At 72.3% G+C, this 15301-nt stretch carries 14 protein-coding genes; all 14 read right to left on the bottom strand.

Annotated elements, in window-relative coordinates; all coding sequences use genetic code 11:
• Positions 1-238: 238 nt before the first annotated feature.
• Positions 239-823: an NADPH-dependent FMN reductase gene (locus tag ACH5AO_RS29415; protein WP_398929871.1), complete on the bottom strand. Its 585-nt coding sequence runs from the start codon at positions 821-823 to the stop codon at positions 239-241.
• A 187-nt stretch (positions 824-1010) separates the two neighbouring features.
• A complete protein-coding gene (locus ACH5AO_RS29420; RefSeq protein ID WP_398929873.1) occupies positions 1011-2609 on the bottom strand; it encodes a class I adenylate-forming enzyme family protein in 1599 nt (532 codons plus the stop codon).
• 209 nt (positions 2610-2818) lie between these two features.
• On the bottom strand, positions 2819-3466 hold the full coding sequence (locus ACH5AO_RS29425) for an NAD(P)H-dependent oxidoreductase (RefSeq protein ID WP_398929875.1): 648 nt from the start codon (positions 3464-3466) through the stop codon (positions 2819-2821).
• 175 nt (positions 3467-3641) lie between these two features.
• Positions 3642-4019, bottom strand: coding sequence for a YybH family protein (locus tag ACH5AO_RS29430; protein WP_398929877.1), 378 nt, complete (start codon positions 4017-4019; stop codon positions 3642-3644).
• Positions 4020-4046: 27 nt separating this feature from the next.
• Complete coding sequence (locus tag ACH5AO_RS29435; protein ID WP_398929879.1) at positions 4047-4661, bottom strand: NAD(P)H-dependent oxidoreductase; 615 nt, start codon at positions 4659-4661, stop codon at positions 4047-4049.
• A 100-nt stretch (positions 4662-4761) separates the two neighbouring features.
• The gene (locus tag ACH5AO_RS29440; protein WP_398929881.1) at positions 4762-5949 is read right to left on the bottom strand and encodes an MFS transporter; all 1188 of its coding nucleotides are present in this window, start codon (positions 5947-5949) and stop codon (positions 4762-4764) included.
• 195 nt (positions 5950-6144) lie between these two features.
• Positions 6145-7623 (bottom strand): MFS transporter, encoded by a 1479-nt coding sequence (locus ACH5AO_RS29445; protein WP_398929883.1) that lies wholly within the window; start codon positions 7621-7623, stop codon positions 6145-6147.
• 93 nt (positions 7624-7716) lie between these two features.
• On the bottom strand, positions 7717-8202 hold the full coding sequence (locus ACH5AO_RS29450; RefSeq protein ID WP_398929885.1) for an RrF2 family transcriptional regulator: 486 nt from the start codon (positions 8200-8202) through the stop codon (positions 7717-7719).
• 65 nt (positions 8203-8267) lie between these two features.
• Positions 8268-9860 carry an FAD-dependent oxidoreductase gene (locus ACH5AO_RS29455; RefSeq protein WP_398929887.1) on the bottom strand — a complete coding sequence of 531 codons (1593 nt, stop codon included), beginning with the start codon at positions 9858-9860 and terminating at the stop codon, positions 8268-8270.
• Between the two features lie 5 nt (positions 9861-9865).
• Positions 9866-10666: an arylamine N-acetyltransferase gene (locus ACH5AO_RS29460; protein WP_398929889.1), complete on the bottom strand. Its 801-nt coding sequence runs from the start codon at positions 10664-10666 to the stop codon at positions 9866-9868.
• 10 nt (positions 10667-10676) lie between these two features.
• A complete protein-coding gene (locus tag ACH5AO_RS29465; protein WP_398929891.1) occupies positions 10677-11732 on the bottom strand; it encodes a 3-oxoacyl-ACP synthase III family protein in 1056 nt (351 codons plus the stop codon).
• A gap of 165 nt (positions 11733-11897) precedes the next feature.
• Entirely contained in the window at positions 11898-13823 is a 1926-nt protein-coding gene (locus ACH5AO_RS29470) for an anthranilate synthase family protein (protein ID WP_398929892.1), read from the bottom strand.
• Positions 13820-14443 (bottom strand): isochorismatase family protein, encoded by a 624-nt coding sequence (locus ACH5AO_RS29475; RefSeq protein WP_398929894.1) that lies wholly within the window; start codon positions 14441-14443, stop codon positions 13820-13822. The genes ACH5AO_RS29470 and ACH5AO_RS29475 overlap by 4 nt, the downstream gene beginning before the upstream one ends.
• A 49-nt stretch (positions 14444-14492) precedes the next feature.
• A complete protein-coding gene (locus tag ACH5AO_RS29480; protein WP_398929896.1) occupies positions 14493-15263 on the bottom strand; it encodes a 2,3-dihydro-2,3-dihydroxybenzoate dehydrogenase in 771 nt (256 codons plus the stop codon).
• Positions 15264-15301 lie beyond the last annotated feature (38 nt).

Genomic DNA, 15301 nt, shown 5'->3' on the forward strand with positions numbered 1-15301 from the left:
GCGCCCTCGCCGCACCGTCCCTCACCTCGCCGGGGCCCGGATGCGGAGGAGGACCGGGCCCCGGCGGGGCTGTGACGGGGCGGCTGTGCAGGGAGTCGCCCCGCGTTCCTGGGCGCCGGGGAGCCGTGCTCCGGTCCGCGCGGGGCGCGGGGCGCGGCGCACGGACGCTCCCGCGGCCGGGGGGCCGGGCCACCGCCCGAGGAGGGGGCGGCCCGGCCGGGGAAGAACAGTCCCCGTGTCAGTTGTCGTAGGGGCGGCGGGTTTTGGCTTCCTTGGTCGCCAGCGCCCACCAGCTGAGCTTGTCCCAGAGCACCTTGGCGGCCGCCTCGGCGGCGGCGGGGTCGATCAGCTTGCCGTCGGGGCCGAACTGCTCCCACGGGCCGTGGAAGCTGATGGCGTCGCGTACGGGGACGGCGTGCAGCTCGTTGACGATGTGGCGCAGCTGCTGCACCGCGCGCAGACCGCCGGCGAGACCGCCGTAGCCCACGAAGCCGACCGGCTTGGCGTGCCATTCGGCCTGCGTCCAGTCCAGGGCCGCCTTCAGGGACGCGGGGAAGCTGTGGTTGTACTCCGGCGTCACCACGACGAAGCCGTCCGCCCGGGACAGCCGGTCCGAGAACGCGGCCAGCACCTCGGCGACCTCCGGGGCCGGCTGGTCGGTCAGGGCCGTGGGCAGGGGGAAGTCCGCCAGGTCCACGAGGTCGACCTCGATGTCGTCGCGCTGGTCGGCGGTGCCGACGAACCAGTTCGCAATCGTGGGGCCGAAGCGGCCTTTGCGCACGCTCGACAGGATCACGGCCACGCGGATGCGGTTACTCGACATGTCAGCCCTTTCACGGCAGTCGTTCCTCCACCGCCAGAGAAACAAACCCGCACAGCGGTTTTCTACTCGTATCGAAGATTCCGATCGAACACGGGCCCGGCCGCCGGCCCGGACCCAGGGGTGATTCCTGGGGTCCGGGCCGGCGGCCGGGCGGTCCGGGACCGTGCGCGGGCCGGTGGGCGGGCCGTCAGCGGGCCGCGGTCGGCTCCTCCTGCCGCTCACCGCCGAGCTGCTCGGCCAGCTGCCGGGCCAGCTCCAGCCGCCGGATCTTCATCGTGGCCGTGCGCGGCAGGTCGGACAGGCGGCGCTGGACGGGCGCGGCCAGGGCGGGGTGGCCGGCCACCGCTGCCTTCCAGCGCCGGACGTCCAGCGGCTCGTCGCCCCGGGTGCACACCACGGGCACCGGCTGCCTGTCCGGGCCGGGCACGATGACGAGCTCGGTCAGCTCCTCCAGCTTGTGCAGCACCTCGTCCTCGATCTCGAGGGTGGACTCGATGCCCGGGATGGTGTCGACCTCCCGGTCCAGCAGGTGCAGGCACCCCCACTTGGTGCGGTAGCCGACGTCACCGCCGCGCCACCATTCGCCGAGGACCTGCCGGTCGAACCGCTCCTGCTCGCCGTGGTAGCTCAGCGCACGGCCCGCGGTGGCCACGTCGATGTAGCCGGGGGTCTCCTTGGACGGCTTCTCCCCGTTGCGCGGGACCAGCCGGTACTTGGTCATGAAGGGCGTGGGGTACCCCTGGCAGCGGCCGTCCGCCTTCAGGGCGTTGCGGCGCCGGTAGGTCCGCGCGGCCAGCGGACCGCACTCGCTCTGGCCGTACACCTGGAGGAAGACCGGGCTCCTGCGGTCCGTGGCGTGCAGGAACTTGTGCATCGTGCTCGGGTGGATCGCGTCGAAGGTGCTGTTGAAGTACTTGACGTTGGAGATCGGCCGGCGCGGGTCGTCCAGCATCTGCTCCCACTCCAGGAAGGAGTTGGGGTGCGTCTCCAGAACGCCCGGACGGTGCCTGACCAGCATGTCGGCGACGTGCTCGGGGCTTCCGTCGTTCATGAAGACCATCGGCATGCCGCGCGTCTGCAGCACGGCCAGGCCCAGGTACATCCGCGAGTGCACGTAGGACACGTGCATGGCGACGGTCTCGCGCTTGCGGATGAAGGACACCACCTTGTCCTGCCAGTTGCCCCGCGCGCCGAGGGACCGGGCGGAGTGCACGACCAGCTTGGGGATGCCCGTGGTGCCGGAGGTGTGCGTCATGAGGGCCGGCTGGTCCGGGTCCAGCAGCACCGGCCGGCGCTCCGGGGCGCCCGCGAGGTCCGCGAAGGACACCGCGCCCGGGTGGGAGCCGGTGGTGGTGACGACCCGGGCCGTCAGCCCGTCCAGCGGCAGCCCGGCCAGCGGACCGGTCAGCTTCTCCCGGTCGGTCAGCAGGGTGGGCCGCTGCAGCCGTTGCAGCAGCTCGCCGATGCTGTCTCCGTCGAGGTGCGGGGAGAGCATCACCGGGACCGCGCCGATCCGGGCGGCACCGCAGGCCAGCACGGTGATGTCGAAGTTCGAGGTCTTGTACACCGCCACGTGCTCGGTGGGCCGCACACCGGCCGCCCACAACCGGTCGGCGGTGTCGGCCACGTGGCGGGCGAACTCCGAGACGGTCAGCGTCCGGCCCGCCTCGGGGAAGACCTGCATGTCGTGGTCGAGCGTGATCGGGGTGGTCCCGTACTTCTCGGCGGCCCGCTCGGAGACGACCCCGAGGTAGAGGATCTTCTTGCTCTTGGGAACCTTGTACATCAGGCCTCTTCCTCATGGTGAACGGCACACGAAACTGAAAAACTCCCGCACGAGAATCTCCCACGCGCCGCCGCTCACGGAAAGGAAAGAACGGCTAATGCATCAGCTCCCGCACTTTTCGGCGCCGGGAATTCCCGGGAATTCAAAAAGCCGGAAAGCGGAAATGCCGGACCGCGCGGTGCGCGGCCCGGCATTCGGACGGGTGGGGCTCAGGCGTCCTTCAGCCCCCGCTTGAGGGCCTCGGCCACCTTCAGGGTGCGTACGGTCTGGTAGCCGACCGCGGCGAGGTTGTCGTCGGTGACGTTCTGCGCGAGGTGCCCCGGGATGGCCTGCAGGCCCGAGGTCGCGCTGACGCCGTAGGGGTTGCCGTTGCTCGGGGCGAGCAGGATGTCGTCGGTCACGCCCGGGGGCACGATGACGGCGCCCCAGTGGTAGAAGACGTTGCTCAGGGACAGGAGCGTCGACTCCTGGCCGCCGTGCGGGGTGCCCGTGGAGGTGAACGCGGACATCGCCTTGTTCATCAGGCCGCGCCGGGCGTGGAGTTCGAAGGTCTGGTCGATGAAGTGCTTGAGCGGGCCGGCCAGCAGTCCGTAGCGGCCGGGGGTGCCCCAGACGACGGCGTCGGCCCAGTCCAGGTCGTCTATGGCGGCCACCGGCACGTCGCGGCTCGTGGCGACGTGCTCGTTGTTCGCCTCGGTCCACTCGGTGTAATTGGGTGCGAGCGGCTCGTCGGTGATCTCGGCGACCCTGCGCAGCCTCACCTCGGCACCGGCCTTCTCCGCCGCCTCGGCGGCGGCGACAGCCAACTTGTGGATGTTTCCGGTGGCCGAGTAATAGATGATGGCGACATTGGTCATGGCCGTACTGCTCCCTCGATAAATGGTGCGCTCGCCGTTTCCGGCTGCTGGGTCCGGCCCCATCGTGTCCCGGTCCCGTCCGGGCAGCCACCTCTTTTCCGCCAATCCGTCAAGTCGGTTCCCTCTTCCGTTCCTCGTGCGTGCTTCCCCTCCTTTCCGGGCCGGCCCGCCCGGGTCAGGCGGTCTCGACACCGGGCGGATTGTCGATGATGTAGCGCCACAGCCCGTCGGCACCGCGCCGGGCCACGTCGGTCGCGGTGCCCGTCAGGTGGACGTGCTCGCCGTCCGGCTTGGTGCCCTCGATGACGAAGTCGCCGAGGATCAGGGCCGTGTCGTCGTAGACGTAGGCGTGCCGCAGGGTGATCCGGATCGGAACGCCCAGTGCCAGGAAACTGCTGGTCGCCTGCCGGCGTCCGTCTCCGGTCACCACCACGCCCGGGCGCAGCACGCGCACCGCCTCCGGCTCGAAGAGCCGGTCGATGGCGTCGAGGTCCTTGGCGTTGAAGGCCTCGACGAAGGCCGCCGGCAGCTGGGCCGGATCGCTGACTGCCATGGTGTCTCCTCGTGACGGGACGGAAGGTCAGGCGGCGGCCCGTACGCCTTCGGCGGCCTTCAGGGCGGCGGCGACGTGGAGGGTGCGGCGCGTCTGGTAGGCGATCGCCCCGGTGTTCTCGGGGTGGATGAAACCGGCGCGGTTGCCGGCCACGGTGGAGGCCCCGTAGGGGTTGCCATTGTTCTTCTCGTACAGCACCGGGTCGGCGGAGCCGGTGGCGACGATGACCGAACCCCAGTGGCAGATGGCGTTGTGCAGCGCGAGGATCGCGGTCACCTGGCCGCCGTGCTCGGCGGAGCCGGAGGCGAACGCGGAGACGGCCTTGTTCAGGAGCTTGCCCTGGATCGACAGCGCCGAGGAGGTGTTGATGAACTGCATCAGCTGGGGCGCGGCGAGCCCGAAGTGGACGGGCGTGCCCAGCAGGATCGCGTCGGCCCACTGCAGGTCGTCCGGCGTCGCCTCGGGGATGTCCGCGACGGAGGCGGCGTGCTCCTCGGAGCCGGGGCGGCCCGTGGCGGCGGTCTCGGGTACCCGGCGCAGCCTCACCTCGGCGCCCTCCGCGGCGGCGGCGTCGGCGGCGGCCACGGCGAGCCGGTGGGTGGAGCCGGTCGACGAGTAGTAGATGACGGCGACGTTGGTCATGGTCGGACGCTCCCTGGCGTACGGATGGCTGTGACGGGCTTGCGGGTTCGCATCGTGGGACGCCCGGCTCCCCGGCGGCAACGGCGCTCCGGCGAGTGCGTCAGGTCCTTCGCGCGCCACGCGCGACCACGGCCGTGGCCAGCGTCAGGGCGACCGCCAGGAACAGCGCCAGCGCGGCGAAGCGGGAGAAGGAGGCGGCGAGCTGGGCGCCGGCGCCTGCTCCGACGTTGAGCGTGAAGCCGTACACCGCGATGGCCGAGGTCTGGGCGGTTCCGGCCCTGGCCCCGACGGTCTGGATGAGGGCGGGACCGAGCGTGGAGAAGCCCGCCATGAAGACGAACAGGGCGGCCCCCAGTACGAGGGGGTTGTCGCCGCCGAGGACCGCGGCCAGCATCGCCGCGACGGTGACCACGAGGGCGCCGACGGCGCGCCGGGGCGCGGGGACACCGGACAGGGCCGGGGCGAGCAGCACGGCGCCGAGCAGCGCGGGCAGGGCGCTGGCGCGCAGCGCCAGCAGCGCGCCGCCGTCCGCGACGTCCGGGGGGCCGTACAGCTGGACGCCGGTGTAGACGGCGGTGAGGGCGCCCGCCGCGACGAGGATGACCAGGTACAGCGGGACCAGCCGGCCGCCGAGCGCGGACCGCAGACCGGGAGGGCGCTCGGGGGAGGCGCCCGGCGCGGCCGGCCGCGGTTCGGGCAGCAGCACGCGCCAGGAGACGGCGGCCCCGACCAGGAGCAGGGGCACGGTCGCCCAGAACACCCACACCCAGCCCACCAGGGACGCCAGCAGCTGCGCCTCGACCTGGCCGATGACCACCGTGGCCCCCATGCAGGCGGACACCACGGTCAGCGCCAGGGCGACCTTCTCGGGGGCGATGCGGGCGTGCAGGTAGGCGTACGCCATCGGGATGAACGAGCCGGCGAACAACCCCTGCAGCGCCCGCAGCGTCACCCCGGCCGCCAGCGACGTCACCAGCGGGAGCAGAGCGGTGACGACGGCCATGGCCAGGACGTTGACGACCATGACCGCGCGTCGCCCGAAGCGGGTGGACAGCGGGCCGCTGATCAGCGAGCCGGCCGCGTGCGCGAAGGCGAAAGCGGTGGTCGACAGCGCCGCCGACTGTGTGGAGACGTCCCAGGCGTGGGCGAGTTCGGGCATCAGCGGGATGGTCACGTACATCTGGCCCACCACGAGCACGCCCATGACGGACACGGTCGTCACGGTGGCGGCGAGCGGCGCCGTGCGCGACACCGGCGAAGGTGCCTCGGCAACCGTTGTTTTCGACATACGCCGATCCTGGGAGAGCACCCCCGGACCGGCAATCTTTTCCCCGGCTATGCGTCATGTCCCTTTCCGGGAAGGGACATGACGCACAGTCGGGCCCCGTGGTCCCGGGGAACGGCAGGACCTCCGCACCGGCGGGGGACGCGGGTGATGCGGAGGTCCGGTGCCCGGCGCCCTCGGGGGCGCCGGAGAGCGGGGTCAGACCTGGGCGGTCTGCGGTTCGTCGGCGGAGGCCGCGGTTCCCTGGGCGACGGCCCGCTGCTTGTTCGGCTTCTTCAGGCCGAAGGCGACCAGCGCGGTCAGCGCGATACCGGCCGCGGCGAGGAACACCGCCGTGCGCAGACCGTCGGTGGTGGCCGAGCGCAGCGCCTCGCCCTCGAGCCCGCCCAGGCCGGAGTTGGCGATGGCGACCAGGACGGCGAGGCCGACCGCGCCGCCGACCTGCTGCGTGGTGGAGGCCCAGCCGGAGGCGATGCCCTGCTCCATCGGGTCCACACCGACGGTGGCGGCGCCGAACATCAGGGTGTAGCCGGCGCCCTGGCCGAGGCCGAGGACGACCATGCCGGGGATCAGCGAGACGTAGGAGCCGTCGGTGGTCAGCGTCAGGCCGACGATGACGGTGCCGACCAGACCCACCAGGAGACTGGCGATCATGATGGCGCGCAGCCCGAACCGCGTGGCGAGGCGGCCGGCCGTCTGGGCGCCGATGGAGATGGCGACCATGGGGACCAGGAAGGCCAGGCCCGTCTCCAGCGCGTTGTAGCCGTGCACGCCCTGGAAGTAGACGGTCAGGAAGTACAGCAGGGTGCCGAAGGTCGCCATGTAGAGGAAGGTGATCGCGGCGCCGGTGCTCAGGTTGCGGTTGCCGAACAGGCGCAGCGGCATCAGCGGGTCGCTGCTGCGCTTCTCGATGAGGAGGAAGGAGGCCAGCAGGGCCACGCCGAGGACGAGGGCGCCGATGATGAGGGCGGAGCCCCAGCCCGACTCCGGTCCCTGGACGAGGGCGAAGACGACGGACGTGGTGCCGATGGTGGCGGTCAGCGCGCCGGCCAGGTCGAAGGAGCGGCGCGAGCCGCCGAGCTGGTCACGCGTGATCAGCGGCAGGGCGAACACGATGGCCAGTACGGCCAGCGGGACGTTGACGTAGAAGACGGACTCCCAGCCGAAGGCCTGGGTGAGGACACCGCCGAGCAGGGAACCGAGGATCATGCCCGAACCGCCGGCCGTGCCCCAGACGGCGAAGGCGCGGTTGCGCTCCTTGCCCTCGGCGAACTTGGTGGAGACCAGCGTCAGCGTGGCGGGGAAGAGGAACGCGCCGCCGATGCCCTGCACCGCGCGGGCCGCGATCAGCACTCCGGGGTCGGTGGCGAGGCCGCCCGCCAGCGAGGACACCCCGTACAGGGACAGGCCCAGGATGAAGATGCGGCGCGGGCCCCACAGGTCGCAGGCCCGGCCGCCGAGCAGCAGGAACCCGCCGAAGGCGACCGCGTAGGCGCTGATCACCCACTGCAGGTTCTGGGAGCTGAAGCCGAGTGCGGAACCGATCTCGGGGAGCGCGACGTAGACGATGTTGTAGTCGATGGAGATGATCAGCTGCGCGAACGCCAGCAGCGCCAGGAGGAGTCCAGGGCGCTGGCGCGTCGCCTCTGTGGCGGCGCCTGTGGCCGAAGACGGCATGACTGTGCCTTTCACTACGGGGTCGGATTCGGCGCGCGGGGGCGCCACCGCAGGGGAGGGGCCCCGGCGGTTACAGGGGTGCGCTAGTGGATCTCAGTTCCGGTCGAACCAGCGGCGGACGTGGTCGGGAGCGGCGGGGTTGGCCCGGCGCACCGCGTCCGCCAGGTCGGCGATCGTCTGCTCGGCGAGCCGACGCCGCCAGGCCAGTTCCGCGGCGGAGAAGGCCTGCGCCACGGTGCACGGGGTGCTGCCGCCGCCGGAGCCGGTGATCCGGCCGGCCGGCCCGTGGTGACGGATGCCCGTGCACAGGAAGGCCCGTGCCGAGCCGTCGATCGCCGTCGCCACGTCCATGAGGCTGATCTCCCGCGGCCTGCGGCCGAGACGGAATCCGCCCCGGGGGCCGGACCGGGACGAGACGATGCCGGCTCGTCCCAGCGCGTTCATCTGCTTGTTCAGGTAAGCCGTGGGCAGGTCGTGGAACGCGGCCAGTCTGGCTGCCGGCACCGACCTGTCGGGAGCGATCCACGACAGGTTGATGCAGCAGTGCACTGCCCACTCCACGCCCTCTCTCAGCTTCATGTCCTGGACATTACGCATCGGCAATGTCCGCCAGAAGGGCCCGCTGTTTTTAATGTCAAGTCGCCTCAGGCGCGCCCGTCGTGGCTGGTCAGGACGGCTTTCAGCTCGGCTTCCAGGTGCCCGAGGTCGGCCTCGTGCCCGTGCGCGGCCACGTGTCCGTCCGGCCGCACCAGCCAGTAGCCCCCACGGTGGCAGCCGGTGGCGAAGGCGCTCTCGCGCCGCCGCAGCACGACGGTGCGCAGCAGCCGCCCGTAGCGGGCCGTGACGTGTCCGGCCTCGGCGCGCCAGGCGTCCGAGGGCGGTGCCACGACCAGGGTCCAGGCGTGCGGGTCGACGTCGGGTCCGCTGACGCCGTGCGCGAGCGCGGACCGCCGGGGGAAGACGGCGCCGTCCTTCAGGCCGCCGGGGATCCTGCCGCGGACCTTGCAGCCGGACGGTCCCGAGGGCCGCTGCGTGGCGCGCACCGGCGGGTACGCCAGACGGCGTCCGGCCATCACCGGCGTGTAGAAGCGGGACACGACGCCGGTGCGGTCCAGCAGCTTGAAGGCGGTGTCGCGGGCGAGCACCTTGGCCCGGCTGCCCGCCACCCACGCACGGGTCTGCAGATCGGTGTCGCGCAGGATCTGGCGGGTGGCCTCCGAGCGCTCGACGCCGTAGCCGTCGAGCAGCGAGGCCGGCGAGGTGCCCCGGATGACGGCGGCCAGCTTCCAGCCCAGGTTCTGGGCGTCCTGCAGGCCGTTGTTCATGCCCTGGCCGCCGGCCGGGCTGTGCACGTGTGCGGCGTCACCGGCCAGGAAGACGCGCCCGACGCGGAAGTCGGAGGCGCGGCGGGCGTGCACCCGGAAGACGGCCTGCCACACGGCCTCCGTCAGCCGCACCCCGCGCGGTCCGCGCTCCTCGAGGATCTCCTGCATCATCTCCAGGGAGACCTCGTGCCGTCCCTGCGGCATCACCGACAGGAAACGGTGCACACCGCCGGGCATCGGCACGACCACCAGGGCACCGCTCGGCGTCTGGTAGAAGAGGCACTCGTCGTCGGGCAGGTCGCCCTCGACCCGCGCGTCGACGAGCGCGAAGGCCATCTCGTAGGTGCTGCCCTGGAAGCCGATGCCGAGCTGGCCCCGTACCGCGCTGCCGGCGCCGTCGGCGCCGACCACGAAGGGCGCCCGGATGCGGTCGACGCTCCCGTCGGACCGTTCCACCACGGCGGTGACGCCGTCGGTGGCGGTGATGTCCCCGGAGAAGTCCACCCCCTCCAGGGCCAGCAGCCGCACCCCTCGTTCCACCTTGCCGCCCAGTTCGCCCAGGCGTTCGGCCAGCAGGCGCTCGGTGACGTGCTGGGGCAGCACCCGGCAGGCGGTGTCCTCGTTCAGGGCGAAGGAGGCGAGCGGACTGCGTTCGGAGAAGTAGCTGAGCCGGTTGATGAGCACCGACTCGCGCCGTATGCCCTCGGCGAGCCCGGCGTCCTCGAGGATGTCCAGCGCCCGGGGCCACACGGACAGCGCCTTCGGGGTGGTCGACGGCTCCTCGGCACGGTCGACGACGCGGACCCGGACGCCGCGGCGCAGCAGTTCCACGGCCGTCAGCAGGCCGGTCGGGCCGGCGCCGACGACGAGGACGTCGACGTCGGACGCCGGGCTGACGTGGTTGTCGCTCATGGCTGTCATTCCGTCCGCACTCCGGCGGTCACGCCGAGGCCCGGCTCCTTCGGCAGCCGCTCCAGGCTGACGCCGAAGTACTTCTCGTACGCCTCGAACGCCTCGGCCTCGCCGTCCAGGGTGCGCTTGCTGCGCTCCCGGCCGTCGACCATGCTCATCTGGGTGTTGCCCTTGAGCGTGACCAGGCCGTCGGCGGTGCGGATGGAGCAGAACACCGCCTGCAGGAACGAGGAGTCGGGCGAGGTGCGGTACCACCACAGGGTCGGCGCGAAGTCCTCGATGCGCACCGGCCGGTCCGCCACCCGGTACAGTGGCTTGCCGCCGAGGTGGACGTCTATGACGCCGTCGGCCACGTCGTGCAGCTGGTAGTCGCCGTGCGGGTCGTGCTGCACCTCGCGGGAGGCGAGCCGCAGCGGGAAGCGGCTGTTGCGGCCGAAGCCGACGTCGACCAGCCAGTCCTCGCCGTCGGCCTTGACGCGCAGCGCCAGGTGGCCGAGGAAGGGGCCGAGCCCGTCCGGGCGGTGCACCCAGCCCGGCAGGATGTCGACCTCGTAGCCGAGTGCGGTCAGCAGGAACGACAGGGCGGGGTTGACCTCGTAGCAGCCGCCTCCGCGGTTCTTGTGGACGATCTTCTCGAGGACGCGCTCGTCCATGAAGATCTCTTCGTCCAGGTGGTAGTCGAGGTTCTCGAAGGGGACCGACAGCAGGTGACGCTCCGTCAGGTGCCGCAGTCCCGCCAGGTCGGGGCGCTCGGGTCGGACCGCCTTGATCCGGCGCAGGTAGTCCTCCATGATGCCGTCCAACATCACCGTCTCCTTAGGCTTGCGTGGTGCTGTGCGAGGGGGTGGGACGCTGCCAGCGCAGCAGCGACAGGCCCATGGCCATGCCGCCGCCGAAGCCGGCCAGCAGGACGAGGTCCCCGTCGGCGAGCTCGCCCGAACGGGCCGCGCGGTCGAGGGTGACGGGGACCGACGCGGCTCCGGTGTTGCCGAAGTCCTCGTAGGTGACGCGCATGCGGTCGGCGGGGATGCCGAGCCGGGCCGAGAGGTCGTCCAGCATCCGGCCGTTGGCCTGGTGGGGGACGAAGTGGTCGACGTCGCGGGCGTCGAGGCCGACGTCCCGCAGGAACGTGTCGATGGCCGGGGTGACGGTGGTGTCGACGAACTCGCGCACCCCGCGCCCGTTCATGGTGAAGAAGTGCAGGCCCTCGGCCAGGGTCTGCTCGCTGGCCGGCAGGCGGCTTCCCCCGGCCGGCACCTCGATCAGGTCGCGGTCGGCCCCGAAGCCGGCCAGCCGGGACGCCAGCAGACCGCGTTCGGGTCGGGCCGGGCCGAGGACCACCGCTCCGGCGCCGTCCCCGAAGAGGATCGCGGTGCGCCGGTCGGTGGGATCGAGGATGCGGGAGTAGACGTCCGCGCCGATGACGAGGGCGTAGGAGGAGTCCGCCGCCCTCAGCACGTGCTCGGCGGTGCTCAGCGCGAACACGAACCCGCTGCACACGGCGTTGACGTCGAAGGCGGCGGTGCCGTGGCCGGCGCCGAGCCCGTCGGCGACCACGCTGGCCGTCGGGGGCTGGGGCGAGTCGGGGGTCGAGGTGGCGACGACGATCAGCGACAGGTCCGCCGCGGTGATCCCGGCGTCCTCCATCGCGGCCCGGCCCGCGGCCACGGCCAGGTCCGAGGTGGCCTCGTCCGGTTTGGCCCGGCGCCTCGCCCCGATGCCGGTCTTGCGGCGGATCCACTCGTCGGTGACTCCGGCCGCGGCCGCGACCTCGTCGTTGCCGACCACGTGGGACGGCAGGCAGGATCCTGTGCCCAGGACGGCGACGCCCGCAGACGTCCGGCCGGACCGGGCCGTACCGGTGGTGATCATGGTGTGACCCTTCTTCGGTGATTCGGGCGGGCCTTCCCGCACCGCGATGCTCCAGGGCCGCGCGACCGGGCGGCAAAGGCGGTCCGCCGAACCCGTCAGGTCGCCGGCGAGTACGTCAGATGGCGGCCGACCCCGCCGCCGGAGCGGGGCCGGCCGCCGGGTGGTTCAGTCGGCCAGGGCCAGCGACGAGCCCTCCAGCAGACCGTGGACCAGGTCGCCGGTGATGCTCACCCCGTTCTGGGTGAGGACGGACTCGGGGTGGAACTGCATCGACGCGAAGTGGGGGCCGCGCAGGGCGTGGACCTCGTGGCTGTCCGGGTCGCGGGCGACCTCGACGATGCCGACGCCGTCCACCTCCGCCTTGTCCTCCGCGCTCACGGCCGCGAACGTGTTGTAGAAGCCGACGCGTTCGCGGCGCCCGAACAGGTCGATGTCCCGCTGCACGCCCTGGTTGGGCACGTCCCTGCGGGCCAGGCCGAGGCCGAGACGGCGGCTGAGCACCTGGTGGCTGAGGCAGATCGCCAGGAACGGCCGCCGTTCGCGCAGCAGCCGGGCGACGGCCCCGTCCAGGTGGGCGATCTTGGGGTGGGAGGTCTCGCGCGGGTCTCCCGGGCCGGGCCCCATCACCACCAGGTCGTAACCGGCCAGGTCGTACGGCTCGTCGAAGCGGCGCACCGTCACCTCCAGCCCCAGAGACCGCAGTTGATGGCCGATCATCGAGGTGAAGGTGTCCTCGGCGTCCACCACCAGCACCCGGCGCCCGGAGAGCACCGCCGCGCCGTCGTCGGCCGGAGCGTCCCCGGCGAGCCAGAAACCGGCGATGGTCTCGTTGCGCCGCTCCAGCGCCCGGCGCACCTCGGGGTGGGCCGCGAACCTCGTCGTCCCGCCACCCTCCAGCGCGGTGAGCAGGCCGGCGGCCTTGGCGCGGGTCTCGGCCACCTCCGAGTACGGGTCGGAGTGGCGCACCAGCGTGGCGCCGACCCCGATGCGCGCCCGGCCGGCGGCGTCGATGTCGGCGGTGCGGATGCAGATCACGGAGTCCATGGCGGTGGCGCCCCGCGCGTCCCGGCCGATCAGCGCCAGCACACCGCTGTAGTAGCCGCGGCCCTGCTGCTCGTAGCGCTCGATGACGCGGCAGGCGCTCTCCAGCGGGGAGCCGGTCACGGTCGGCGCGAACATCGTCTCCCGCAGCACCTCGCGCGGGTCGCGGTCGGTGTGGCCCTCGATGAAGTACTCGGTGTGGGCCAGGCGGGCCATCTCCTTGAGGAAGGGCCCGGTCACCCGGCCGCCGCCGCGGCAGATCCGGGCCATCATCTTCAGTTCCTCGTCCACCACCATGTACAGCTCGTCGGTCTCCTTGCGGTCGGCGAGGAAGTCCATCAGCTCCGGCAGTGTGGGACCCGACGCCGGGTAGCGGTAGGTGCCGCTGATGGGGTTCATCACGGCCCTGCCCTCGTGCACGCTGATGTGCCGTTCGGGCGTGGCGCCGACCAGGGTGCGCTCGCCGGTGTGCACGACGAACGTCCAGTACGCGCCCTTCTCCCGCTCCAGGAGCCGCTTGAAGAAGGTCAGGGCGCTGCGCGGGGTGTAGCCGGAGATGTCGACGGTCAGCGTGCGCTTGATGACGAAGTTCGCGCCCTCGCCGGTGCCGATCTCGTCGGCGATGATGCGCCGGACGGTCTCCGCGTAGGCGTCGTCGTCCACGTCGAAGTGCGCGCCGACGGTGCGGATCGGCTCGTCGGGCAGCCGTCGCAGGACGGTGGCCAGGTCGGCGGTCTCCTGCGCGGCGATGCTGAGCGCGACCAGCGGGGTCCCGTCGTCGTGGCCGGCGAAGCCCCGCTCGGCGATCTGCCGGTAGGGCACGAGGGCGAGCACCTCGTGCCGCGGGGCGTCCACCGGGCCGGCGGATCCGGGCAGCGGGATGCCGGCGAGGGTCTCGGCCTGCGAGACCGTGCCGACCAGGACGTCGAGCACGCCCGGCCCGTTCGTCTCGGGACGGTGCAGCAGGGCGAACGGCGGGGGTTCGGGGCTGAGGATCGCGTCCAGCAGGCCGCCGTCCTGCCGGTCGGGTCCGGTCGGGTTGCCGGTCATGCCAGGACCTCCTTGGCGGTGGTGACCACGGCGCAGCGCGCGGCCGCGTACTCGACCGCCATGCGGTGGTGGCCTTCGTCGAAGTCGGCGACGGCGTCGGCGACCAGGAACGTCTCGATGTCGTGGCTGAACGCCTCGACGCCGGTGACCAGCACACCGACGTGGGCGTAGACCCCGCACACGATCAGCTGGTCCCGCTGGTGGAAGCGCATCCGGGTGAGCAGGTCGGTGTGGTGGAAGGCGCTGTAGCGCCACTTGGTCACCAGCCAGTCCCCCTCGCGCGGGGCGAGCTCCTCGACCACGGCGCGGTCGGCGGGGGCCGGGCGCATGCCCGGGCCCCAGAAGTCCTTCAGCAGGCCCCGCTGGGGGGCGGTCATGCCGCCGGGCTGGGCGGTGTAGGCGACCGGGATGCCGAGTTCGGCGCACCGCTCGCGCAGTTCGGCCGCGTTCCGCACGAGCTGGGTGCGCAGCGGGTCGGGGAAGGGCTGGAGGAAGTAGCGCTGCATGTCGTGCACGAGCAGGACGGCACGCTCGGGGTCCGCGGTCCACGGCGCGGTGTTCTCCGGCAGCTCCGGCGCGGTGGGCAGGGGGTAGGACTCGATGGTCGGAAGGCCGGCCATGACGGTGGGTGTCCTTTCTCGACGGAGGCGGGTGGGGCGGGGCGGTCCGTCAGGCGCCGAGGGCGGCGCCGCCGTCGACGGTCAGGGTGTGCAGGGTGACGTGGGAGGCCTGGTCGGACAGCAGGAACGCGACGGCGTGCGCGACGTCGGCGGGGCGGGCGAGCTTGCCCAGCGGGATGCCGACGCGGAAGGTCTCCGGGTTCCCGGCGAGGGTGGCGCGCCGGCCGCTGTCGTCGTGCCACATCGAGCTGAGCATCGGGGTGTCGGTGGAGCCGGGGGCGACGATGTTGCAGCGGATGCCGTGGCGCGCGACCTCCAGACCGAGGCTCTTGGTGAACATCTCCGCCGCCGCCTTGGAGGCGGCGTAGGCGGCCATGCCGGTGCGGGGCGTGGCGGCCGCGTTGGAGGCGACGGTGACGACGGCTCCGCGGCGGCGCGGCACCATGCGGCCGACCACGGCGCGCGAGAGGTGGAAGACGCCCGTGGTGTTGACGGCGAAGGTGCTGCTCCAGTCCTCGTCGCTGAAGTCGGTGACCTCGCCGAGGCGCAGCACGCCCGCGGTGTTCACCAGGTAGTCGATGGGACCGAGACGCCGCTCGACCTCGGCGACGAGCGTCTCGACCGCGGCGCTGTCGGTCACGTCGGACGGGAACGGGGTCACGGGCAGGCCGTCCGCGCCCAGTTTCGTCACCACCTCGTCGAGCTGGTCGGGGTCGCGGTCGACCGCGGCCACCGCGATCCCCTGCTCTCCCAGGACGCGGGCCACGGCTGCGCCGATGCCTCCGGCGGCACCGGTGACCAGGGCCAGTCTGTTGTCCATGTCGTGCCTCTCCTTCGATTGCCGTGCGGGTGGGGAGG

This window comes from Streptomyces sp. NPDC018964, assembly GCF_044390325.1.
GTDB lineage: Bacteria > Actinomycetota > Actinomycetes > Streptomycetales > Streptomycetaceae > Streptomyces.